General features: G+C 57.5%; 16 protein-coding genes, 6 tRNA genes, 2 rRNA genes and 1 riboswitch. Of the genes, 20 read left to right on the top strand and 4 right to left on the bottom strand.

Annotation, left to right across the window (positions count from 1 at the left end):
* Nucleotides 1-69: 69 nt before the first annotated feature.
* The 7 genes from BOP93_RS20480 to astE all read left to right on the top strand — a co-directional run bounded on the left by BOP93_RS20480 (nt 70) and on the right by astE (nt 7,867).
* Nucleotides 70-1,290: an aspartate aminotransferase family protein gene (locus BOP93_RS20480; protein WP_104504447.1), complete on the top strand. Its 1,221-nt coding sequence runs from the start codon at nt 70-72 to the stop codon at nt 1,288-1,290.
* Nucleotides 1,291-1,477: 187 nt separating this feature from the next.
* A complete protein-coding gene (gene aruF, locus BOP93_RS20475; RefSeq protein WP_003175655.1) occupies nt 1,478-2,497 on the top strand; it encodes an arginine/ornithine succinyltransferase subunit alpha in 1,020 nt (339 codons plus the stop codon).
* Between the two features lie 51 nt (nt 2,498-2,548).
* Nucleotides 2,549-3,574 (top strand): arginine N-succinyltransferase, encoded by a 1,026-nt coding sequence (astA, locus tag BOP93_RS20470; protein ID WP_104504446.1) that lies wholly within the window; start codon nt 2,549-2,551, stop codon nt 3,572-3,574.
* A complete protein-coding gene (astD, locus tag BOP93_RS20465; protein WP_162303235.1) occupies nt 3,571-5,040 on the top strand; it encodes a succinylglutamate-semialdehyde dehydrogenase in 1,470 nt (489 codons plus the stop codon). The genes astA and astD overlap by 4 nt, the downstream gene beginning before the upstream one ends.
* A 150-nt stretch (nt 5,041-5,190) precedes the next feature.
* On the top strand, nt 5,191-6,537 hold the full coding sequence (gene astB / locus BOP93_RS20460) for an N-succinylarginine dihydrolase (RefSeq protein ID WP_104504444.1): 1,347 nt from the start codon (nt 5,191-5,193) through the stop codon (nt 6,535-6,537).
* Between the two features lie 26 nt (nt 6,538-6,563).
* Nucleotides 6,564-6,851 carry a hypothetical protein gene (locus BOP93_RS20455; protein WP_003175651.1) on the top strand — a complete coding sequence of 96 codons (288 nt, stop codon included), beginning with the start codon at nt 6,564-6,566 and terminating at the stop codon, nt 6,849-6,851.
* A gap of 11 nt (nt 6,852-6,862) precedes the next feature.
* Nucleotides 6,863-7,867 carry a succinylglutamate desuccinylase gene (gene astE / locus BOP93_RS20450; RefSeq protein WP_104504443.1) on the top strand — a complete coding sequence of 335 codons (1,005 nt, stop codon included), beginning with the start codon at nt 6,863-6,865 and terminating at the stop codon, nt 7,865-7,867.
* A 132-nt stretch (nt 7,868-7,999) separates the two neighbouring features.
* On the opposite strand, the gene BOP93_RS20445 is transcribed toward astE, so the two are convergent.
* The gene (locus BOP93_RS20445) at nt 8,000-8,509 is read right to left on the bottom strand and encodes a 6,7-dimethyl-8-ribityllumazine synthase (protein ID WP_057723717.1); all 510 of its coding nucleotides are present in this window, start codon (nt 8,507-8,509) and stop codon (nt 8,000-8,002) included.
* Between the two features lie 98 nt (nt 8,510-8,607).
* A riboswitch (FMN riboswitch) is annotated at nt 8,608-8,777 on the bottom strand.
* A 190-nt stretch (nt 8,778-8,967) separates the two neighbouring features.
* Here BOP93_RS20445 and ltaE point away from each other — a divergent pair.
* The 8 genes from ltaE (at nt 8,968) to mgtE (ending at nt 16,718) form a co-directional block, all read left to right on the top strand.
* Complete coding sequence (ltaE, locus tag BOP93_RS20440; protein ID WP_104504442.1) at nt 8,968-9,972, top strand: low-specificity L-threonine aldolase; 1,005 nt, start codon at nt 8,968-8,970, stop codon at nt 9,970-9,972.
* A 146-nt stretch (nt 9,973-10,118) separates the two neighbouring features.
* On the top strand, nt 10,119-12,737 hold the full coding sequence (gene alaS / locus BOP93_RS20435; RefSeq protein WP_104504441.1) for an alanine--tRNA ligase: 2,619 nt from the start codon (nt 10,119-10,121) through the stop codon (nt 12,735-12,737).
* Nucleotides 12,738-12,834: 97 nt separating this feature from the next.
* Entirely contained in the window at nt 12,835-14,076 is a 1,242-nt protein-coding gene (locus BOP93_RS20430) for an aspartate kinase (RefSeq protein WP_057723714.1), read from the top strand.
* 174 nt (nt 14,077-14,250) lie between these two features.
* Complete coding sequence (csrA, locus tag BOP93_RS20425; RefSeq protein ID WP_003175645.1) at nt 14,251-14,439, top strand: carbon storage regulator CsrA; 189 nt, start codon at nt 14,251-14,253, stop codon at nt 14,437-14,439.
* 62 nt (nt 14,440-14,501) lie between these two features.
* A tRNA-Ser gene (locus BOP93_RS20420) sits at nt 14,502-14,592 on the top strand.
* Nucleotides 14,593-14,700: 108 nt separating this feature from the next.
* Nucleotides 14,701-14,777: transfer RNA gene (locus tag BOP93_RS20415), tRNA-Arg, on the top strand.
* 73 nt (nt 14,778-14,850) lie between these two features.
* Nucleotides 14,851-14,927, top strand: a tRNA-Arg gene (locus BOP93_RS20410).
* A 348-nt stretch (nt 14,928-15,275) separates the two neighbouring features.
* A complete protein-coding gene (mgtE, locus tag BOP93_RS20405) occupies nt 15,276-16,718 on the top strand; it encodes a magnesium transporter (protein WP_065892684.1) in 1,443 nt (480 codons plus the stop codon).
* 95 nt (nt 16,719-16,813) lie between these two features.
* On the opposite strand, the gene BOP93_RS20400 is transcribed toward mgtE, so the two are convergent.
* The 3 genes from BOP93_RS20400 to BOP93_RS20390 all read right to left on the bottom strand — a co-directional run bounded on the left by BOP93_RS20400 (nt 16,814) and on the right by BOP93_RS20390 (nt 17,951).
* Entirely contained in the window at nt 16,814-17,140 is a 327-nt protein-coding gene (locus BOP93_RS20400; protein WP_003175643.1) for an Arc family DNA-binding protein, read from the bottom strand.
* A gap of 392 nt (nt 17,141-17,532) precedes the next feature.
* The gene (locus BOP93_RS20395; protein ID WP_104504440.1) at nt 17,533-17,712 is read right to left on the bottom strand and encodes a PA3371 family protein; all 180 of its coding nucleotides are present in this window, start codon (nt 17,710-17,712) and stop codon (nt 17,533-17,535) included.
* An 11-nt stretch (nt 17,713-17,723) separates the two neighbouring features.
* The gene (locus tag BOP93_RS20390; protein ID WP_065884437.1) at nt 17,724-17,951 is read right to left on the bottom strand and encodes a hypothetical protein; all 228 of its coding nucleotides are present in this window, start codon (nt 17,949-17,951) and stop codon (nt 17,724-17,726) included.
* Nucleotides 17,952-18,269: 318 nt separating this feature from the next.
* Here BOP93_RS20390 and BOP93_RS20385 point away from each other — a divergent pair.
* The 5 genes from BOP93_RS20385 to BOP93_RS20365 all read left to right on the top strand — a co-directional run bounded on the left by BOP93_RS20385 (nt 18,270) and on the right by BOP93_RS20365 (nt 23,812).
* A tRNA-Arg gene (locus tag BOP93_RS20385) sits at nt 18,270-18,346 on the top strand.
* Nucleotides 18,347-18,859: 513 nt separating this feature from the next.
* Nucleotides 18,860-20,396: ribosomal RNA gene (locus tag BOP93_RS20380) — 16S ribosomal RNA — on the top strand.
* Nucleotides 20,397-20,520: 124 nt separating this feature from the next.
* Nucleotides 20,521-20,597, top strand: a tRNA-Ile gene (locus tag BOP93_RS20375).
* A gap of 10 nt (nt 20,598-20,607) precedes the next feature.
* Nucleotides 20,608-20,683: transfer RNA gene (locus tag BOP93_RS20370), tRNA-Ala, on the top strand.
* Nucleotides 20,684-20,920: 237 nt separating this feature from the next.
* Nucleotides 20,921-23,812, top strand: a 23S ribosomal RNA gene (locus BOP93_RS20365).
* The 16S and 23S rRNA genes sit together here with 2 tRNA genes alongside, the layout of an rRNA operon.
* Nucleotides 23,813-23,837 lie beyond the last annotated feature (25 nt).

Genomic DNA, 23,837 nt, shown 5'->3' with positions numbered 1-23,837 from the left:
GAAAACTGTCCTTACAATCCCTGCATCGCCCGCCAGTTCCAGGCAGGCGTTCCTCTTCAGGAGACTCCGATGTCCGTTGAGCAAGCCCCGGTGCAACGTGCCGATTTCGACCAAGTGATGGTGCCCAACTACGCACCTGCTGCCTTTATCCCTGTACGTGGCGCAGGTTCGCGCGTGTGGGACCAGGCCGGTCGTGAGCTGATCGACTTTGCCGGCGGCATCGCGGTCAACGTATTGGGCCACGCCCACCCGGCGCTGGTCGGTGCACTGACCGAACAGGCCAACAAGTTGTGGCATGTGTCCAACGTCTTTACTAACGAGCCGGCGCTGCGCCTGGCTCATAAGCTGATCGATGCCACCTTTGCCGATCGCGTGTTCTTCTGCAACTCCGGCGCCGAGGCCAATGAGGCTGCGTTCAAGCTGGCCCGTCGTGTGGCCTTTGACCGTTTCGGCAGCGAGAAATACGAGATCATCGCCGCGCTGAACAGCTTCCATGGCCGTACCCTGTTCACCGTCAACGTCGGCGGCCAGTCCAAGTACTCCGATGGTTTCGGGCCGAAAATCACCGGCATCACCCACGTGCCTTACAACGACCTGGCTGCACTGAAGGCCGCTGTGTCGGACAAGACGTGCGCGGTGGTGCTGGAGCCGATCCAGGGCGAGGGCGGTGTGTTGCCGGCCGAACTGGCTTACCTGCAAGGCGCCCGCGAACTGTGCGACGCCCACGACGCGCTGTTGGTATTTGACGAAGTGCAAACCGGCATGGGCCGCACCGGCCACCTGTTCGCCTACCAGCATTACGGCGTGACGCCGGATATCCTTACCAGCGCCAAGAGCCTGGGTGGCGGTTTCCCGATTGCCGCGATGCTTACCCGTGAAGACCTGGCCAAGCACTTGGTGGTCGGCACCCATGGCACCACCTACGGTGGCAACCCGCTGGGCTGTGCGGTGGCTGAAGCGGTGATCGACGTGATCAACACCCCCGAGGTGCTGGCCGGCGTGAATGCCAGGCATGAGCTGTTCAAGGCGCGCCTGGAGCAGATCGGCAAGCAGTACGGCATCTTCACCGAGGTGCGCGGCATGGGCCTGCTGATCGGTTGTGTGCTCAGCGATGCGTTCAAAGGCAAGGCCAAGGACGTGTTCAACGCCGCCGAGAAAGAAAACCTGATGGTCCTGCAAGCTGGCCCGGACGTGGTGCGTTTTGCGCCAAGCCTGGTGGTCGAAGAGGCGGATATCAAGGAAGGGCTGGATCGTTTTGAACGCGCTGTAAAAACGCTGACGCAAGGCTGATACACATTTATCGGCCGGACCGGATCAAATGTGGGAGGGGGCTTGCCCCCGATGGCGGTGGATCAGTCACCTGATTTATCAACTGACAAACTGCCATCGGGGGCAAGCCCCCTCCCACATTGGATCTAAACGCAGATCCCGTGTCCGGTATTTTTTCTATGAGTTTTTCGAGTTAAGGAGTGACACCATGCTGGTGATGCGCCCCGCGCAAATGGCTGACCTGGGCGAGGTACAGCGTCTGGCTGCGGACAGCCCGATTGGTGTCACTTCCTTGCCGGATGACGTTGAACGCCTGAGCGACAAGATCGCCGCCAGCGAAGCGTCCTTCGCGGCAGAGGTAAGTTTCAACGGTGAAGAAAGCTATTTCTTCGTACTTGAGGACACCGAGACGGGCAAGCTCGCCGGCTGCTCGGCCATCGTTGCTTCAGCCGGCTACTCCGAGCCGTTCTACAGTTTTCGTAACGAAACCTTCGTGCACGCCTCCCGCGAGCTGAAGATCCACAACAAGATCCACGTGCTTTCCCAGTGCCACGACCTGACCGGCAACAGCCTGCTCACCAGTTTCTACGTGGTGCCCGAACTGGTCGGTTCGCCCTGGTCGGAACTTAACTCCCGTGGCCGCCTGCTGTTCGTCGCCAGCCACCCCGAGCGCTTTGCCGATTCGGTGGTGACCGAGATTGTCGGCTACAGCGACGAAAACGGCGACTCGCCGTTCTGGGACGCCATCGGTCGCAACTTCTTCGACCTCAATTACGCCGCCGCCGAGCGCCTGTGCGGGCTGAAAAGCCGCACCTTCCTCGCCGAGCTGATGCCGCACTACCCGATCTACGTGCCGCTGCTGCCGGACGAAGCCCAGGAAGCCATGGGCCAGGTGCATCCGCGGGCGCAGATCACCTTCGACATCCTGATGCGCGAAGGCTTCGAAACCGACCATTACATCGACATCTTCGACGGTGGCCCGACGCTGCACGCACGGGTGTCGGGGATTCGCTCGATTGCCCAGAGCCGCGTGGTGCCGGTGAAAATCGGCGAGATGGTCAAGGGTGTCGGCCGCCAGTACCTGGTGAGCAACGCGCAGTTGCAGGATTACCGTGCGGTGATGCTGGAGCTGGACTATGCGCCCGGCAAACCGGTGACCCTGGACCTGGCGGCAGCCGAAGCGCTGGGTGTTGGCGAAGGCGCCAGTGTGCGCCTGGTTGCGGTTTAAAAAGAGAGTTTCGCGGGTGGCTGACAACAGCGGCCCGTTCGAGGAGATAGCATGATCGTTCGTCCCGTACGCAGCAGCGATTTACCGGCCCTGATTGACCTGGCGCGCAGCACCGGCACCGGCCTCACCACCTTGCCGGCCAACGAAGAGCGCCTGACCCATCGCGTGGGCTGGGCCGAGAAAACCTTTCGCGGCGAAGCCGGGCGCGGCGATGCGGACTACCTGTTCGTGCTGGAAAACGATGAAGGCCGCGTGGTGGGCATCTCCGCTATCGCCGGCGCCGTCGGCCTGCGCGAGCCCTGGTACAACTTCCGGGTGGGGTTGACTGTCAGCGCCTCCCAGGAACTGAATATCTACCGCGAAATTCCGACGTTGTTCCTGGCCAACGACCTCACGGGCAATTCCGAGCTGTGCTCGTTGTTCCTGCACGCCGATTACCGCAACGGCCTCAACGGCCGCATGCTGGCCAAGGCGCGCCTGCTGTTTATCGCCGAATTCCCGCAATTGTTTGGCAACAAGATCATTGCCGAGATGCGCGGCGTGTCCAACGAGGCAGGGCGCTCGCCGTTCTGGGAGAGCCTGGGCCGCCACTTCTTCAAGATGGAGTTCAGCCAGGCCGACTACCTCACCGGCGTCGGCAACAAGGCCTTTATCGCCGAGCTGATGCCGAAGTTTCCGCTGTACAGCTGCTTTCTCTCCGAAGACGCGCGCAACGTGATCGGCAAGGTGCATCCGGACACCGAGCCGGCGCTGAGCATGCTCAAGAGCGAAGGCTTCAGCTACCAGGGCTACGTGGATATTTTCGACGCGGGCCCGGCGGTGGAGTGTGAAACCAGCAAGATTCGTGCGGTGCGCGACAGCCAGTCGCTGGTGCTGGCCATCGGCACGCCGGGGGACGACGCCACGCCGTTCCTGATCCATAACCGCAAACGCGAAGACTGCCGCATCACCGCCGCGCCGGCCCGTCTGGCCGCAGGTACCCTGGTGGTCGATCCTCAGACCGCCAGGCGCCTGCAGTTGGTGGTCGGTGATCAAGTGCGCGCTGTTGCGTTGTCTGCTGCTCGGGAGTCGAAATAATGAATTCGTTGTACATCGCAGGTAGCTGGCTGGCCGGCCAGGGTGAACTGTTTGAATCGCGTAACCCGGTGACCCAGCAGGTGCTGTGGAGCGGCAATGGCGCGACGGCCGAGCAGGTCGAGTCCGCCGTGCAGGCTGCGCGTCAGGCGTTTCCAGGCTGGGCTCGGCAGTCGTTGGAAGAGCGCATCGGGGTGCTCGAAACCTTCGCCGCCACGCTGAAAAGCCGCGCTGATGAAATTGCTCGCTGCATCGGTGAGGAAACCGGCAAGCCGCTGTGGGAATCGGCGACTGAAGTCACCAGCATGGCCAACAAGATCGCCATCTCGGTGCACAGTTATCGCGAGCGTACCGGCGAGAAGAGCGGCCCTCTGGGCGACGCCACCGCTGTGCTGCGCCACAAGCCTCACGGTGTGGTGGCGGTGTTCGGCCCCTACAATTTTCCCGGTCACTTGCCGAACGGGCACATCGTCCCGGCGCTGCTGGCGGGTAACACCGTGCTGTTCAAGCCGAGCGAGCTGACGCCGAAAGTCGCCGAGCTGACCGTGCAGTGCTGGATCGAAGCGGGTTTACCGGCGGGCGTATTGAATCTGCTGCAAGGTGCGCGGGAAACCGGTATCGCCCTGGCCGCCAACCCAGGCATCGACGGTCTGTTCTTCACCGGTTCCAGCCGCACCGGCAACCACCTGCACCAACAGTTCTCCGGGCGTCCGGACAAGATCCTGGCCCTGGAAATGGGTGGCAACAACCCGCTGGTGGTGGACGAAGTGGCCGACGTGGATGCGGCGGTGTACACCATCATCCAGTCGGCGTTTATCTCCGCCGGCCAGCGCTGCACCTGCGCCCGTCGCCTGCTGGTGCCCGAAGGCGCCTGGGGCGATGCGTTGCTGGCGCGTCTGGTGGCGGTCAGCGCCGCCATTGAAGTGGGCGCGTTCGACCAGCAACCCGCGCCGTTCATGGGCTCGGTGATTTCCCTGGCTGCCGCCAAAGCCTTGATGGGCGCCCAGGAACTGATGTTGGCCAATGGCGCTGTGGCGCTGCTGGAAATGACCCAACCCCGGGACCAGGCCGCCTTGCTGACCCCGGGCATCATCGACGTGACCGCAGTGACCGAGCGCGAAGACGAAGAACTGTTCGGCCCGCTGTTGCAGGTGATTCGCTACGCGGATTTTGCCGCGGCGATTGCCGAGGCCAACGACACTCAGTACGGCCTGGCCGCCGGCCTGCTGTCGGATTCCGAGGCGCGTTACCAGCAGTTCTGGCTGGAAAGCCGCGCCGGCATCGTCAACTGGAACAAACAACTGACCGGCGCCGCCAGTACTGCGCCGTTTGGTGGAGTAGGGGCCTCGGGCAACCATCGCGCCAGTGCGTATTACGCGGCCGATTATTGTGCGTATCCGGTGGCGTCGCTGGAGACCCCGAATTTGGTGGTTCCAGCCACGCTAACACCTGGCATTACGCTTATTTGAATGTGGGAGGGGGCTTGCCCCCGATGGCGGTGTATCAGTCACCTGATTTATCAACTGACAGACTGCTATCGGGGGCAAGCCCCCTCCCACACTGAATCTGTGGTGTGTTGAAGATTGCCTATAAGAACAGATGTTCGTGGAGCCTCGCCGATGAAATCCTATGAAGTCAATTTTGACGGTCTAGTGGGGCCGACCCATAACTACGGCGGCTTGTCCTTCGGCAACGTCGCGTCCCAGAGCAACAGCCAGCAGCATTCCAACCCCAGGGAAGCGGCGTTGCAGGGGCTGCAAAAAATGAAAGCGCTGATGGACATGGGCTTTGTGCAAGGCGTGCTCGCGCCCCAGGAGCGCCCGGATGTGGCCGCTCTGCGCAACCTCGGTTTCAGCGGCACCGACGCTCAGGTCATCGAGCAGGCGGCCAGGCACGCCATGCCGTTGTTGGTGGCGAGCTGCTCGGCGTCGAGCATGTGGGTGGCCAACGCCGCCACCGTCAGCCCCAGCGCCGACACGGCGGATGGCCGCGTGCATTTCACCGCGGCCAACCTCAACTGCAAATACCACCGCAGCATCGAACACCCGACCACCAGCCGCGTGCTGGGGGCGATGTTCGCTGACCAGAAGCACTTCGCCCACCACGCGGCATTGCCGGCGGTGGCACAGTTTGGCGATGAGGGCGCGGCCAATCACACGCGCTTTTGCCGTGAATACGGTGAGGCCGGCGTCGAGTTCTTTGTGTTTGGCCGCAGTGCGTTCGATGCTCGCTACCCGGCCCCGCAAAAATATCCGGCGCGCCAGACCCTCGAGGCGTCCCAGGCGGTTGCACGTCTGCACGGCCTGAAGGATGACGGCGTGGTCTACGCCCAGCAGAACCCGGCGGTGATCGATGCCGGTGTATTCCACAACGACGTGATCGCGGTCGGCAACGGCGAGGTGCTGTTCTACCACGAGGACGCGTTCCTCAACACCGAACAGATGCTCGCCGAACTGCAGGGCAAGCTGGGCAAACTGGGCGGTAACTTCCAGTCCGTGTGCGTGCCGCGCTCCCAGGTCAGTGTTGAGGATGCGGTACGGTCCTACTTGTTCAACAGCCAACTGCTGACACGTCCCGATGGCTCGATGCTGCTGATCGTGCCGGAAGAATGCCGCGCCAATCCGCGCGTCTGGGAGTACCTGCAACACCTCACGGCCAGCGGCGGCTTGATCCGCGAAGTGAAGGTGTTCGACCTCAAGCAAAGCATGCAGAACGGCGGCGGCCCGGCGTGCCTGCGTTTGCGTGTGGCGTTGAACGAAACCGAACTGGCGGCGGTGAATCCAGGCGTTATCATGACCGCGCCCCTCTACGACACCCTGACCCAATGGGTCAACAGACACTACCGCGACAGCCTGCGCGAAACCGACCTGGCTGACCCGCAACTGTTGCTTGAGTGCCGGACGGCACTGGATGAACTGACGCAAATCCTTAAACTGGGCTCGGTTTATCCTTTCCAGATCAATTAACGCCTTACCGCTGAGATATTTTATTTATGACCGACACCCTGAAGCTGATCCTTGAAGACACCGACGGCACCCAGCTGGAAACGTCCTGCACCCGCGTTGCCGTGGTCTGGCAGGGCAAGGAGATCTGGATCCAGCACGATGGCCGTGGCCAACTGCTGATCGGCGTAGATGTGGAGGAGGGCGACGCCGAGTACGCCAATCTGCTGATGCGCCCACTGGCCACCAACCTGATGAGCCTGCAACTGGAAATGGAACCGGCCGACGTCGAAGGTGATGACGATGATCACGTCCACGGCCCAGGCTGCAACCACTAAGGAAGCTGCTTATGCTCGCCCTTGGCAAACTGCTTGAACTGACCCTCGCCGGTCGCGAACCGGCGCAAAAAATTCAACTGACTGTCGACGGCGTGCAGATGCGCTGGCTCAGCGAGGGCGCGCTTGAAGTGCGTCCGCCGCAGGCTGCAGACAATGGCAGCGACCTGCTGTTGTCCTCCGGCATCCACGGCAACGAAACCGCGCCGATCGAACTGCTCGACCGCTTGTTGCATGGCATCGCCCGTGGGGAGATCAAGCCCCGCACCCGTATTCTGTTCCTGTTCGGCAATCCCGAGGCCATGCGCCGCGGTGAGCGTTACCTTGAACTGGACATCAACCGGCTGTTCAACGGCCGGCATGAAAGCAACATTGGTCCCGAAGCCATGCGCGCCGCCGAACTTGAACAGTTGGCCCGCAGTTTTTTCAGCCAGCCGGGCCGTTCGCGCCTGCATTACGACCTGCACACCGCGATCCGTGGTTCGAAGATCGAGCAGTTTGCGCTGTATCCGTGGAAAGAAGGGCGCCAGCATTCGCGCCGTGAGCTGGCACGCCTGCGCGCTGCCGGAATGGAGGCGGTGCTGCTGCAGAACAAGGCCTCTATCACGTTCACGGCGTTTACGTATGAACAGTTGGACGCCGAGGCTTTCACCCTGGAACTGGGCAAGGCGCGGCCGTTTGGGCAGAACCAGGGCGTGGATGTTTCCCGCCTGGAGCAGCGCCTCAAGCACATCATCGAAGGCACCGAGCCTGAGTCCGACAGCCTCGACGGCTTGAAGCTGTTCGCCGTTGCACGCGAAATCATCAAGCACAGCGATGCTTTCCTGCTGCATTTGCCGGCTGACGTGGAAAACTTTTCGGAGTTGGATAAGGGGTATCTGCTGGCCGAAGATGTGGCCCAAACCCGCTGGGTGATCGAGGAGGAGGGTGCGCGCATTATCTTCCCTAACCCGAAGGTGAAGAATGGTTTGCGCGCGGGGATATTGATCGTGCCGACCACGGATGCCGACCTGGCCTAGCTCTCAAGCCTTGCCTGGGCCCAAATGTGGGAGGGGGCTTGCCCCCGATAGCGGTGCTTCAGCTACAGATGAACTGACTGATACACCGCCATCGGGGGCAAGCCCCCTCCCACATTGGTTCTCTGGTGTTGCTTAGACCGCTACAGCACGAGGCTCGCTACGACGGATCGCCCGCACCTTATGCAGCGTATCGGCGCACGTACGCGCAGCTTCCTGGCCTTTGTGCACGAAGTGCTCGTAGAAGAACGTGGTGTGTTCGCTGCCCCCGTGGAAGTGGTGTGGGGTCAGGGACACCGAGAACACCGGCACTTCAGTTTCCAACTGCACCTGCATCAGGCCGCTGACCACCGATTGCGCGACGAATTCATGACGGTAGATCCCGCCATCCACCACCAGCGCGGCGGCGACGATACCGGCGTAACGGCCAGTCTTGGCCAGCAGCTTGGCGTGCAGGGGCATCTCGAAGGCGCCGCCGACTTCGAAGAAATCGATGTCCGATTCCTGATAACCCTGGGCGATCATTTCGGCGAGGAAGCCTTTGCGCGACTGGTCGACAATATCCTTGTGCCAGCAGGCCTGGATAAACGCGACACGCTCGCCGTGATGGTTTTTGCTTTTGCTGTCGATTGCGGTGGGTTGCATGTTCTGACTCCTGTTTAAGAAAAAAACAGGGCGTTATGAATCGAATGGGATTTAAGGGGACGCGTGCGCGAACAGGCGCGCGGGCCCTTAGGTGCCAATCCCGTTCTCTCTTCATCCGGACTATGACCGTCGGCCCCGGGATCACACCGGGTCTGCTGACCTTGTCGCCGTCCTGCCTGAGCAGTTCGAGGCGCCAAGCGCTCGCGGGCTATGCACATTGCGCGCAATTACCGCCGGTGGGGAATTGCACCCCGCCCTGAGAACGTTGCCACCAGAACCCTGGCGGCGCAGAGTTTTTAACATGGTTTTTCAAAAACTGCACGGTTGCCGTATCGATAAGCTATATCGGTTTGTTTGGTTGGTATTCGATTGAATGCAGTGGGGGCTTGATATTGCGTGGCTTTGCCCGCAGTAATCACTCACAAAAGGACTTATCCATTCCGTTAGAGGCCCCCTTCATGACCGTGATCGACCTGCGCAGCGACACCGTGACCCAACCCACCCCCGGTATGCTCGATGCGATGGCCAGCGCCGTCAGCGGTGATGACGTCTACGGCGAAGACCCCAGCGTCAACCAACTGGAGGCTGAGCTGGCCAGGCGCCTGGGGTTCGACGCTGCGCTGTTCGTGCCCACCGGCACCATGAGCAACCTGCTGGCGTTGATGGCCCACTGTGAGCGCGGTGAGGAATACATCGTCGGGCAACAGGCCCATACCTACAAATACGAAGGGGGCGGGGCGGCCGTGCTGGGTTCGATCCAGCCGCAGCCGCTGGAGGTGCAGCCAGACGGTTCCCTGGACCTCGACCAAGTGCTGGCGGCGATCAAACCCGATGATTTCCACTTCGCCCGCACGCGCTTGCTGGCGCTGGAAAACACCATGCAAGGCAAAGTGCTTCCATTGGCATACCTGGCCAGGGCGCGGGCGTTTACCCGTGAACACGGCCTGGCGTTGCATCTGGACGGCGCGCGGCTCTACAACGCAGCGGTCAAGCTGGGCGTGGACGCGCGTGAAATTGCCGGGCATTTCGACTCGGTGTCGGTGTGCCTGTCCAAGGGACTCGGCGCACCGATCGGCTCGGTGCTGTGCGGTTCCACAGCGCTGATCGCCAAGGCGCGGCGCCTGCGCAAGATGGTCGGCGGCGGCATGCGACAGGCCGGTTCCCTGGCGGCGGCGGGCCTGTATGCCCTGGATCACCAGGTACAGCGATTGGCCGATGACCACGCCAATGCGCAGTGGCTGGGGGATGCGTTGCGCCAGGCCGGTTATACGGTGGAGCCGGTGCAGACCAACATGGTCTATGTGCAGATGGGCGACCGGGCGCAGGCCCTGAAGGGCTTTGCCGCCGAGCGCGGGATCAAGTTGAGCGCCGCGCCGCGTCTGCGCATGGTCACGCATCTGGATGTCAGTCGGGCGCAGATCGAACAAGTTGTGCAGACATTCGTCGCATTTTCGCAGAAATGACAGTGCAGGCCGTCTAATTGACTGTTTCTATCACATAAACACGCTGTACCACCGGCAAAGGGCCGATATAATGCGGCCCTTTGCCGTCGCTTCGTCTGATGATGTTGCGCACTGGCCTTTGGCCGCAGCCTCCGTGGAAGAACCTAATGAAAAGCGCAGAAATCCGTGAAGCCTTCCTTCGCTTCTTCGAAGAGCAAGGCCACACCCGTGTAGCTTCAAGCTCCTTGATCCCAGGCAATGACCCCACCCTGCTGTTCACTAACGCGGGGATGAACCAGTTCAAGGACTGTTTCCTGGGTCAGGAAAAGCGCGCCTATACCCGCGCCACCAGCAGTCAGAAATGCGTACGCGCCGGCGGCAAGAACAGCGACCTGGAAAACGTCGGTTACACCGCGCGCCACCACACCTTCTTCGAAATGCTGGGTAACTTCAGCTTCGGCGATTATTTCAAGAAAGATGCGATCACCTTCGCCTGGACTTTCCTGACCGGCGTGCTGAAGCTGCCCAAGGAAAAGCTCTGGGTGACCGTCTATGCGACGGATGACGAAGCCTATGACATCTGGACCCAGCAAATCGGCGTGCCCGCCGAGCGCATGATCCGTATCGGCGACAACAAGGGCGCGCCTTACGCTTCCGACAACTTCTGGACGATGGGCGATACCGGCCCGTGCGGCCCCTGCACCGAGATTTTCTATGATCACGGCGCCGACATCTGGGGCGGCCCACCGGGTTCGCCGGATGAAGACGGCGACCGCTATATCGAAATCTGGAACAACGTGTTCATGCAGTTCAACCGCACCGCCGATGGTGTGCTGCATCCGTTGCCGGCACCGTCGGTGGACACCGGCATGGGGCTGGAGCGGATCAGTGCGGTCATGCAGCACGTTCATTCCAACTATGAAATCGATCTGTTTACCAACCTGTTGAGCGCCTCGGCTGCGGCCATCGGCTGCGCCAATGAAGGGCAGTCTTCGCTCAAAGTGGTCTCGGACCACATCCGTTCCTGCGGTTTCCTGATTGCCGATGGTGTACTGCCGTCCAACGAAGGCCGTGGGTATGTACTGCGCCGCATTATCCGTCGCGCCTGCCGTCACGGTAACAAACTGGGTGCGACCGGCAGCTTCTTCTACAAGATTGTGGCTGCGTTGGTCGCCGAGATGGGCGACGCCTTCCCGGAACTCAAGCAGCAACAAGCCAACATCGAGCGGGTGCTCAAGGCTGAGGAAGAGCAGTTCTCCAAGACCCTGGAGCATGGCCTGAAGATTCTGGAGCAGGATCTGGCCGAACTCAAAGGCACCGTGGTGCCGGGCGACGTGGTGTTCAAGCTCTACGACACCTACGGGTTCCCGATGGATCTGACCGCCGACATCGCCCGCGAACGCGAGCTGACCGTCGATGAGGCAGGTTTTGAGCGCGAGATGGAGGCCCAGCGTGTGCGCGCGCGTTCGGCCAGCTCGTTTGGCCTGGACTACAACACCTTGGTCAAGGTTGATGTACCCACCGAGTTCATCGGCTACAAGGCAACCGCTGGCTCCGCCAAAATCGTTGCCATTTATAAAGACGGCAAGTCAGTCGATGTGCTGAACGAGGGCGATGAAGCGGTTGTGGTCCTGGACCAGACGCCGTTCTACGCTGAGTCGGGTGGTCAGATCGGTGACTGTGGTTTCCTGGGTTCGACGTCCGGTCGTTTCGAGGTGCGCGACACCACCAAGACCGGTGGTGCGTTCCTGCACCATGGTGTGTTGGTACTGGGCAACCTGGTCGTGGGTGCGCCGGTCGATACTCAGGTCGATGCCGATGTACGGCATGCAACCGCGCTGAATCATTCGGCCACTCACTTGCTGCACGCTGCGTTGCGCCAGGTGCTCGGTGAGCATGTCCAGCAGAAGGGGTCGTTGGTCGATAGCCAGCGCCTGCGTTTCGATTTCAGCCATTTCGAAGCGATCAAGCCTGAGCAGATCAAGGCGCTGGAAGATATCGTCAACGCGGAAATTCGCAGGAACAGCCCGGTTGAAACCGAGGAAACGGATATCGAGACCGCCAGGAACAAAGGCGCCATGGCGCTGTTCGGCGAGAAATACGGCGACCAAGTGCGCGTACTGAGCATGGGCGGCAGTTTCTCGGTGGAACTGTGTGGCGGTATCCACGCCAATCGCACCGGTGACATCGGCCTGTTGAAAATCATCAGCGAAGGCGGTGTGGCCTCGGGTGTACGCCGTATCGAAGCGGTGACCGGCGCTGCGGCGCTGGCCTACCTCAATGCCGCCGAAGAACAACTCAAGGAAGCGGCCGGCCTGGTCAAGGGCAGCCGCGACAATCTGATCGACAAGCTGTCCGCCGTGCTTGAGCGCAACCGCGCGCTGGAGAAACAGCTGGAGCAATTGCAGGCCAAGGCAGCCAGTGCCGCAGGCGACGATCTGTCGGCCTCGGCGGTTGACGTCAAGGACGTAAAAGTCCTTGCGGCGCGCCTGGACGGTCAGGACGGCAAGGCATTGCTGGCCCTGGTCGATCAGTTGAAGAACAAGCTCGGCCGCGCAGTGATCCTGCTCGGCAGTGTCCATGAGGATAAGGTCGTTCTGGTTGCCGGTGTAACCAAGGACCTGACTGGCCAACTCAAAGCCGGTGATTTGATGAAGCAGGCTGCTGCGGCAGTGGGCGGCAAGGGCGGTGGTCGTCCGGACATGGCGCAAGGCGGTGGTGTGGATGCCGGCGCCCTGGACGCGGCCCTGGCCTTGGCCGTGCCGTTTGTCGAGGCAGGTATTTAAGGCGCTGTTAATGAGCCCATGGTTTAGTCGTGGGCTCGCTCGGTTGCTGGAAGATTCGTTTATTGGGCGCCCCTTTACGGGCTGAGGCGGCTTAGAAATGGCTTTGATCGTACAGAAATTCGGAGGCACCTCGGTCGGTTCTGTCGAAAGAATCGAGCAGGTCGCTGACAAGGTTAAGAAGTTCCGTGATGCTGGCGACGACCTGGTGGTGGTGCTGTCGGCCATGAGCGGCGAGACCAATCGCCTGATCGACCTGGCCAAGGCCATCAGTGGTGATCAACAGCCGCTGCCGCGTGAGCTGGATGTCATTGTGTCCACCGGTGAGCAGGTGACTATCGCGTTGCTGGCCATGGCGTTGAACAAGCGCGGTGTGCCGGCGGTGTCCTACACTGGTAGCCAGGTGCGCATTCTTACCGACAGCGCGCATACCAAGGCGCGCATCCTGCAGATCGACGATCAGAAGATTCGTGCCGATCTGAAGGCTGGACGCGTGGTGGTTGTAGCCGGTTTCCAGGGGGTGGACGAGCAGGGCAATATCACTACCCTCGGGCGTGGCGGTTCGGATACCACGGGCGTGGCGCTGGCAGCGGCTCTCAAGGCTGACGAATGCCAGATCTACACCGATGTGGATGGTGTCTACACCACCGATCCGCGCGTTGTGTCCGTGGCCCAGCGCCTGGACAAGATCACCTTTGAAGAGATGCTGGAAATGGCCAGCCTCGGTTCCAAGGTGTTGCAGATCCGTGCGGTGGAGTTCGCCGGCAAGTACAACGTTCCGCTGCGCGTACTGCACAGCTTCAAAGAGGGTCCGGGCACCCTCATTACTATTGATGAAGAGGAATCCATGGAACAGCCGATCATTTCCGGCATCGCTTTCAACCGCGACGAAGCCAAGCTGACGATCCGTGGCGTGCCAGACACTCCAGGTGTGGCCTTCAAGATCCTCGGCCCTATCAGCGGTGCGAATATCGAAGTCGACATGATCGTGCAGAACGTTTCGCACGATAACACCACCGATTTCACCTTCACCGTGCACCGCAACGAGTACGATGCGGCCGAGCGTATCCTGCAGAACACGGCGAAGGAGATCGGCGCCCGTGAAGTGATCGGTGATACCAAGATTGCCAAGGTATCGATCGTGGGCGTGGGCATGCGCTCCCACGCCGGTGTTGCCAGCCGCATGTTCGAGGCGCTGGCCAAGGAAAGCATCAACATCCAGATGATCTCCACATCGGAGATCAAAGTCTCGGTGGTGATCGAGGAGAAGTACCTGGAGCTGGCTGTGCGTGCGCTGCATACCGCTTTTGAGCTGGACGCTCCGGCCCGACAGGGCGAGTGATGCGATGCCAGAAAGGCGCGGCTTACCGCGCCTTTCATTTTTTTGTTGAGCGCATGTTCTTTTGCGTGGGCTCGACAATACTTAGGCGGTAGGGCTATGGCCGTCTGGTTGTAGGTCCAATGCCTTTTTTTTGCAGACTGTTGTTCCTGAAATGAATTGCGTGAGGTGAAAGGTATGTTGATTCTGACTCGTCGTTGCGCAGAAAGCCTGATTATCGGTGATGGCGAAATCACCGTGACCGTGCTCGGCGTCAAAGGCAATCAAGTGCGTATCGGGGTTAACGCTCCGAAAGAGGTAGCGGTCCATCGCGAGGAAATCTACCTGCGGATCAAGAAAGAGAAGGACGAAGAACCAAGCCTTTAATTTTTATCGTTTTTTATGTTTGCAAACGGGGAGGAACGTGGTTAATATACGCCCCGTGTTGCGGAGAGCTGGCCGAGTGGCCGAAGGCGCTCCCCTGCTAAGGGAGTACACCTCAAAAGGGTGTCGGGGGTTCGAATCCCCCGTTCTCCGCCATTATTTGCTTAGTACGTTGCAATCTGGTTTTTTCGGTAAGTTGTTGAAAATACTCGAAAAAATAGCTTTACATAGAGATTGAACGGCCTATAATGCGCGGCAACAAATGCACTCGTAGCTCAGCTGGATAGAGTACTCGGCTACGAACCGAGCGGTCACAGGTTCGAATCCTGTCGAGTGCACCATTTAAGAGTTGGTTGCAGTAATGCAGGTGACTTGGCTCCAACCAGTTGTGATCTGGTCTAAAAAGCACAATCTGCACTCGTAGCTCAGCTGGATAGAGTACTCGGCTACGAACCGAGCGGTCACAGGTTCGAATCCTGTCGAGTGCACCATACAAACAAAAAGCCCGCCTAGTGCGGGCTTTTTGCCGTCTGGGGTTTGTGTAGGTTTTATCCTGGCGTAGGCCTTTTTCGATTTTCCGTGTGTTTTCCCTTCCGGCTGTGTCGTCGCAGTTCATGGATGCAGCCAATACTCAACTTTGGCTTGCAAGCGCTTGTTCTTTCCAGTTTTTTGACGTTAAAAGCGGTTGGTCGGTGTATCATGCGCCGGTCAGCCCCGCCGGGGCTTATGGACCGCCTCCATGGACTTACCCAGTAGTTACTCAGTACCCCGCTTTACCAATCATGAATTGACTGATTGATCCTTCCGGCGCGCTCCGCTGCTGGGAGTGGAGTTCGCCTATGACCGAAGTAGAAGTAAAGAAAACACAAGAAAGCCTGCAGGATCGTCTGGCTCAAGTTATCGAGCTGCTGCAGCGCCAGCGCGTGGTCGAAGACCTCACGCACCGCCAGGAAGGTCCGCACCATGACCGCGTCGAAAACCTGGTGCACCGGCAAAATCTTGTCGAGTTGCAACGTAAGCTGGATGACCTGCACTCCGCCGACGTCGCTTACATCCTCGAAGCCTTGCCGTTGGATGATCGGCTGACGCTATGGCAGCTGGTCAAGGCTGATCGCGACGGCGACATTCTCCTCGAAGTATCCGATTCGGTTCGCGAAACCCTGATTGCCGACATGGACGATCATGAGCTCCTGGCCGCGGCCAAGGAGATGGACGCGGACGAACTGGCCGACTTGGCGCCTGAATTGCCGCGTGATGTTGTTCATGAGCTGATGGAGGCGTTGGACACTCAGCAGCGTGAGCGTGTGCGTTCGGCGTTGTCTTATGATGAAGACCAGGTCGGCGCGCTGATGGACTTCGAGATGGTTACCATCCGCGAGGATGTCAGTCTGGAAGTGGTGCTGCGTTACCTGCGTCGTCTCAAGGAGCTGCCGGGCCATACCGACAAGCTGTTTGTGGTCGACTACGAAGGCATCCTCAAGGGCGTATTGCCCATCAAACGCCTGCTGGTGAATGATCCGGAGAAGAGAGTTGCTGACCTGATGGCCAGCGATACCGTGAGCTTTCATCCGGATGAAGATGCCTACGACGCGGCCCAGGCGTTTGAGCGTTACGACTTGATCTCGGCCCCGGTGGTCGACAAGAACGGCAAGCTGATCGGCCGTCTGACAATCGATGAAATCGTCGACTTGATTCGTGAAGAGAGTGAAACCGAAGTCCTCAACATGGCAGGTTTGCGTGAAGAGGAAGACATTTTTGCGTCAGTCTGGCGTTCGTTGCATAACCGCTGGGCGTGGCTGGCCGTCAATTTGATTACCGCGTTTATCGCGTCCCGCGTGATCGGGCTGTTTGAAGGCTCCATCGAAAAGTTGGTGGCCTTGGCAGCATTGATGCCAATAGTGGCTGGCATCGGCGGCAATTCCGGTAACCAGACTATTACCATGATCGTACGTGCCATGGCCTTGGATCAGGTCAGTACCGCTAATTCTTCGCGTCTGTTGCGCAAGGAATTGGCGGTGGGCCTTATCAATGGCCTGGTATGGGGCGGAGTGATAGGGGTGGTGGCTTACTTGCTATATGGCAGTTGGTCGCTGGGCGTGGTGATGACCGCCGCCATGACCCTCAATTTGCTGTTGGCTGCCTTGATGGGGGTTCTGATCCCCATGACCTTGGCGCGTCTGGGACGCGACCCTGCCATGGGGGCCAGTGTGATGATTACGGCCATGACCGACAGTGGGGGATTTTTCATCTTCCTGGGCTTGGCCACCATCTTCCTGCTCTGACCTTCCCTGCGAGGGCAATTCTGCCCTCGCTCCCCTTGCTCAAATTCCAGGCAAAAAAAGCCAGCATATAGCTGGCTTCGGCTTTCAAGTGTAAATCAATTGGCTTCTGCGGCCGCCTCTACGTCGTGCGCGATCAGCGAAACGAGAGCATTTTGCTGGCGGTGGGAAAGCTGACGAAAACGCTGCAGCAGTTCGCGTTCGTGCAGTGACAGCTCTGGGCTGTCCAGGCGCATGCTCAACTCGTCACCCAAGGCACCTTCCTGAATAAGGCTCTGTTCCAGGCGAGCGATGATTTCGGAGTTCATGCTGCGATGATGATTGCGAGCCACCTCGGCAATGCGTTCCCGCATTCCGTCTGGCAGACGTACGACGAACTTGTCAGCCGTACGGCTGGAATAAATTGCCTGTTTCAATGGGCGCATATATTTAACCGGTTAGTTCAGGGGAGCGGTTTTTGGAATTGGCCGCAAGATGAGTGTTAAGACAAGGCTCACGACCAAAGTTCAACCCGAATTGCAAAGAGGCCGCATCATGCCTCAGATTTGACATTTCCTTGGCGTCAATTCTGTGACAAATATTGAACCGCCTACAGGCTTTATGCCAGCACTGATTTGCATTTTTGCGGACTGGTTGGAAAAGTTTCTGCTCGGATCGGACATTCCTGATCTTCACGCAAACCTGTCCTGCATCGGGTTGAAGAGCTTGTGCCGGAAGCAGTATGGCCTTTTGCCCTCATCTATAAGGGTAGTGGCAGTTTGCTCTTTTACTAGCGCGGGGCGACGTAAGGTAGGGGAGGGGCTTGAGGCGGGGAGGGCTAGCGCAGCACTGGGTCGAATTTGATCCGGCGACCAATGGCGAGCGACACGATCAGCAGGCAGCCGAACACAGCGCTGGCGATAAATGCGAGGGTCGCGCTTTCTCGCATACCGTTACTCAAGCCCAGTAGGGCGGTGAGAAGCATCAAGCAAAGAAATAACCATGCAGATTTGGACATGAGTAGCGCTCTCAAAATACCCAGTGTTCAGATGCTGGGGCGTCTTGCGTGCCTTGGGCCAAGCGAATGGGTGATTGGGCGTTGGCAGTCATCACCGCCAACTGTGGACGTTGCTGCAGATGGTGGGGGACGGGTTGATTGATCTGAGCGGTGTCTTGTAAATCGGCAGGCTGGAAGTGAAAGGTTGCCAGCGCGGCCAGTGCCAATGCGTTGAGGCCGAGCAAAAGGGCGCTGTTCATGATTTCTTCTCCGTATGCCTGTGTCAAATCGGGTTGGTAGAAGAACTATTGCAGCTCTCGTGCCAACTATTAGTTCAATATAAACAACGGCTTGCGGGTCATCCGAGGTTGTGGTGCATTGCAATTTGCAATGATGGCAATTTGCTGGGATGCAATCTGCACGATAGGCGGGGCGAGCGAATGTAGTGGCGGCACCACATATATGGCTGCAGGATTGGCCTACGATCAAAAAGCCAACGGATGACATGACAAACTTTACCGTGGCCGTTAACATGCACGCCGTCCGTCGCTGAGCCTTTGACTCGACGACCGCGACACGTCCCAGTAGCTCAATTGGATAGAGCATCCCCCTCCTAAGGGGAAGGTTGGCCGTTCGAACCGGCCCTGGGACACCACCTCCTTAGTCCTCCGTATAAATGACCTCCGCTACCTTGGCTCGCCATACTCTCTCCCGAAAGGGATGTATTCAGCTCGTTGAGCAGTAAGCCAACGCTTCCAATACGCTCCGTTTGTTCGTCTTCTATATAGAAGGACAACGACCTTGAAAGAGATTTCCTTTTTTTGATTTAATTGCTTGACGCCCTTGAGGGATTCTGTAGAATTCGCCTCCCGCTTACGAGAGATCGCAAGCGCAAGTGGTTGAAGTTGTTGAAGAATTCTTCGAAAACTTCTGAAAATAACCACTTGACAGCAAATGAGGCTGCTGTAGAATGCGCGCCTCGGTTGAGACGAAACATCTTAACCAACCGCTCTTTAACAACTGAATCAAGCAATTCGTGTGGGTGCTTGTGGGGTCAGACTGATAGTCAACAAGATTATCAGCATCACAAGTTACTCCGCGAGAAATCAAAGAATAACCAACGATTGCTGAGCCAAGTTTAGGGTTTCTTAAAAACCCAAAGATGTTTGAACTGAAGAGTTTGATCATGGCTCAGATTGAACGCTGGCGGCAGGCCTAACACATGCAAGTCGAGCGGTAGAGAGAAGCTTGCTTCTCTTGAGAGCGGCGGACGGGTGAGTAAAGCCTAGGAATCTGCCTGGTAGTGGGGGATAACGTTCGGAAACGGACGCTAATACCGCATACGTCCTACGGGAGAAAGCAGGGGACCTTCGGGCCTTGCGCTATCAGATGAGCCTAGGTCGGATTAGCTAGTTGGTGAGGTAATGGCTCACCAAGGCGACGATCCGTAACTGGTCTGAGAGGATGATCAGTCACACTGGAACTGAGACACGGTCCAGACTCCTACGGGAGGCAGCAGTGGGGAATATTGGACAATGGGCGAAAGCCTGATCCAGCCATGCCGCGTGTGTGAAGAAGGTCTTCGGATTGTAAAGCACTTTAAGTTGGGAGGAAGGGCAGTTACTTAATACGTGATTGTTTTGACGTTACCGACAGAATAAGCACCGGCTAACTCTGTGCCAGCAGCCGCGGTAATACAGAGGGTGCAAGCGTTAATCGGAATTACTGGGCGTAAAGCGCGCGTAGGTGGTTTGTTAAGTTGGATGTGAAATCCCCGGGCTCAACCTGGGAACTGCATTCAAAACTGACTGACTAGAGTGTGGTAGAGGGTGGTGGAATTTCCTGTGTAGCGGTGAAATGCGTAGATATAGGAAGGAACACCAGTGGCGAAGGCGACCACCTGGACCAACACTGACACTGAGGTGCGAAAGCGTGGGGAGCAAACAGGATTAGATACCCTGGTAGTCCACGCCGTAAACGATGTCAACTAGCCGTTGGGAGCCTTGAGCTCTTAGTGGCGCAGCTAACGCATTAAGTTGACCGCCTGGGGAGTACGGCCGCAAGGTTAAAACTCAAATGAATTGACGGGGGCCCGCACAAGCGGTGGAGCATGTGGTTTAATTCGAAGCAACGCGAAGAACCTTACCAGGCCTTGACATCCAATGAACTTTCCAGAGATGGATGGGTGCCTTCGGGAACATTGAGACAGGTGCTGCATGGCTGTCGTCAGCTCGTGTCGTGAGATGTTGGGTTAAGTCCCGTAACGAGCGCAACCCTTGTCCTTAGTTACCAGCACGTAATGGTGGGCACTCTAAGGAGACTGCCGGTGACAAACCGGAGGAAGGTGGGGATGACGTCAAGTCATCATGGCCCTTACGGCCTGGGCTACACACGTGCTACAATGGTCGGTACAGAGGGTTGCCAAGCCGCGAGGTGGAGCTAATCCCACAAAACCGATCGTAGTCCGGATCGCAGTCTGCAACTCGACTGCGTGAAGTCGGAATCGCTAGTAATCGCGAATCAGAATGTCGCGGTGAATACGTTCCCGGGCCTTGTACACACCGCCCGTCACACCATGGGAGTGGGTTGCACCAGAAGTAGCTAGTCTAACCTTCGGGAGGACGGTTACCACGGTGTGATTCATGACTGGGGTGAAGTCGTAACAAGGTAGCCGTAGGGGAACCTGCGGCTGGATCACCTCCTTAATCGACGACATCAGCTGCTCCATAAGTTCCCACACGAATTGCTTGATTCATTGAAGAAGACGATAGAAGCAGCTTTAAGCTCCAAGCTGATAGCTCTTAGCTAATCAGTTACGCGCTCGAAATTGGGTCTGTAGCTCAGTTGGTTAGAGCGCACCCCTGATAAGGGTGAGGTCGGCAGTTCGAATCTGCCCAGACCCACCAATTTTGTTATGGGGCCATAGCTCAGCTGGGAGAGCGCCTGCCTTGCACGCAGGAGGTCAACGGTTCGATCCCGTTTGGCTCCACCATTAACTGCTTCTGCTGTTAGAGTTTAGAAATGAATATTCTGAAGTGAATATTGATTTCTAGTCTTTGATTAGATCGTTCTTTAAAAATTTGGGTATGTGATAGAAAGATAGACTGACCGTTACTTTCACTGGTAACGGATCAGGCTAAGGTAAAATTTGTGAGTTCTCTTAAACGAGAAATTCGAATTTTCGGCGAATGTTGTCTTCACAGTATAACCAGATTGCTTGGGGTTATATGGTCAAGTGAAGAAGCGCATACGGTGGATGCCTTGGCAGTCAGAGGCGATGAAGGACGTGGTAGCCTGCGAAAAGCTTCGGGGAGTCGGCAAACAGACTTTGATCCGGAGATGTCTGAATGGGGGAACCCAGCCATCATAAGATGGTTATCTTACGCTGAATACATAGGCGTAAGAGGCGAACCAGGGGAACTGAAACATCTAAGTACCCTGAGGAAAAGAAATCAACCGAGATTCCCTTAGTAGTGGCGAGCGAACGGGGACTAGCCCTTAAGTGGCTTTGAGATTAGCGGAACGCTCTGGAAAGTGCGGCCATAGTGGGTGATAGCCCTGTACGCGAAAATCTCTTAGTCATGAAATCGAGTAGGACGGAGCACGAGAAACTTTGTCTGAATATGGGGGGACCATCCTCCAAGGCTAAATACTACTGACTGACCGATAGTGAACTAGTACCGTGAGGGAAAGGCGAAAAGAACCCCGGAGAGGGGAGTGAAATAGATCCTGAAACCGTATGCGTACAAGCAGTGGGAGCCCACTTTGTTGGGTGACTGCGTACCTTTTGTATAATGGGTCAGCGACTTATTTTCAGTGGCGAGCTTAACCGAATAGGGGAGGCGTAGCGAAAGCGAGTCTTAATAGGGCGTCTAGTCGCTGGGAATAGACCCGAAACCGGGCGATCTATCCATGGGCAGGTTGAAGGTTGGGTAACACTAACTGGAGGACCGAACCGACTACCGTTGAAAAGTTAGCGGATGACCTGTGGATCGGAGTGAAAGGCTAATCAAGCTCGGAGATAGCTGGTTCTCCTCGAAAGCTATTTAGGTAGCGCCTCATGTATCACTGTAGGGGGTAGAGCACTGTTTCGGCTAGGGGGTCATCCCGACTTACCAAACCGATGCAAACTCCGAATACCTACAAGTGCCGAGCATGGGAGACACACGGCGGGTGCTAACGTCCGTCGTGAAAAGGGAAACAACCCAGACCGTCAGCTAAGGTCCCAAAGTTATGGTTAAGTGGGAAACGATGTGGGAAGGCTTAGACAGCTAGGAGGTTGGCTTAGAAGCAGCCACCCTTTAAAGAAAGCGTAATAGCTCACTAGTCGAGTCGGCCTGCGCGGAAGATGTAACGGGGCTCAAACCATACACCGAAGCTACGGGTATCACGTAAGTGATGCGGTAGAGGAGCGTTCTGTAAGCCTGTGAAGGTGAGTTGAGAAGCTTGCTGGAGGTATCAGAAGTGCGAATGCTGACATGAGTAACGACAATGGGTGTGAAAAACACCCACGCCGAAAGACCAAGGTTTCCTGCGCAACGTTAATCGACGCAGGGTTAGTCGGTCCCTAAGGCGAGGCTGAAAAGCGTAGTCGATGGAAAACAGGTTAATATTCCTGTACTTCTGGTTATTGCGATGGAGGGACGGAGAAGGCTAGGCCAGCTTGGCGTTGGTTGTCCAAGTTTAAGGTGGTAGGCTGGAATCTTAGGTAAATCCGGGATTCTAAGGCCGAGAGCTGATGACGAGTCATCTTTTAGATGACGAAGTGGTTGATGCCATGCTTCCAAGAAAAGCTTCTAAGCTTCAGGTAACCAGGAACCGTACCCCAAACCGACACAGGTGGTTGGGTAGAGAATACCAAGGCGCTTGAGAGAACTCGGGTGAAGGAACTAGGCAAAATGGCACCGTAACTTCGGGAGAAGGTGCGCCGGTGAGGGTGAAGGACTTGCTCCGTAAGCTCATGCCGGTCGAAGATACCAGGCCGCTGCGACTGTTTATTAAAAACACAGCACTCTGCAAACACGAAAGTGGACGTATAGGGTGTGACGCCTGCCCGGTGCCGGAAGGTTAATTGATGGGGTTAGCTAACGCGAAGCTCTTGATCGAAGCCCCGGTAAACGGCGGCCGTAACTATAACGGTCCTAAGGTAGCGAAATTCCTTGTCGGGTAAGTTCCGACCTGCACGAATGGCGTAACGATGGCGGCGCTGTCTCCACCCGAGACTCAGTGAAATTGAAATCGCTGTGAAGATGCAGTGTATCCGCGGCTAGACGGAAAGACCCCGTGAACCTTTACTATAGCTTTGCACTGGACTTTGAATTTGCTTGTGTAGGATAGGTGGGAGGCTTTGAAGCGTGGACGCCAGTCTGCGTGGAGCCAACCTTGAAATACCACCCTGGCAACTTTGAGGTTCTAACTCAGGTCCGTTATCCGGATCGAGGACAGTGTATGGTGGGTAGTTTGACTGGGGCGGTCTCCTCCTAAAGAGTAACGGAGGAGTACGAAGGTGCGCTCAGACCGGTCGGAAATCGGTCGTAGAGTATAAAGGCAAAAGCGCGCTTGACTGCGAGACAGACACGTCGAGCAGGTACGAAAGTAGGTCTTAGTGATCCGGTGGTTCTGTATGGAAGGGCCATCGCTCAACGGATAAAAGGTACTCCGGGGATAACAGGCTGATACCGCCCAAGAGTTCATATCGACGGCGGTGTTTGGCACCTCGATGTCGGCTCATCACATCCTGGGGCTGAAGCCGGTCCCAAGGGTATGGCTGTTCGCCATTTAAAGTGGTACGCGAGCTGGGTTTAGAACGTCGTGAGACAGTTCGGTCCCTATCTGCCGTGGACGTTTGAGATTTGAGAGGGGCTGCTCCTAGTACGAGAGGACCGGAGTGGACGAACCTCTGGTGTTCCGGTTGTCACGCCAGTGGCATTGCCGGGTAGCTATGTTCGGAATAGATAACCGCTGAAAGCATCTAAGCGGGAAACTAGCCTCAAGATGAGATCTCACTGGAACCTTGAGTTCCCTGAAGGGCCGTCGAAGACTACGACGTTGATAGGTTGGGTGTGTAAGCGCTGTGAGGCGTTGAGCTAACCAATACTAATTGCCCGTGAGGCTTGACCATATAACACCCAAGCAATTTGACTACT

It is taken from the genome of Pseudomonas orientalis (assembly GCF_002934065.1).
GTDB classification, from domain to species: Bacteria; Pseudomonadota; Gammaproteobacteria; order Pseudomonadales; family Pseudomonadaceae; genus Aquipseudomonas; species Aquipseudomonas orientalis_A.
The sequence above is the reverse complement of the archived record's forward strand: the minus strand, read 5'-3'. Positions and strand labels throughout refer to the sequence as shown.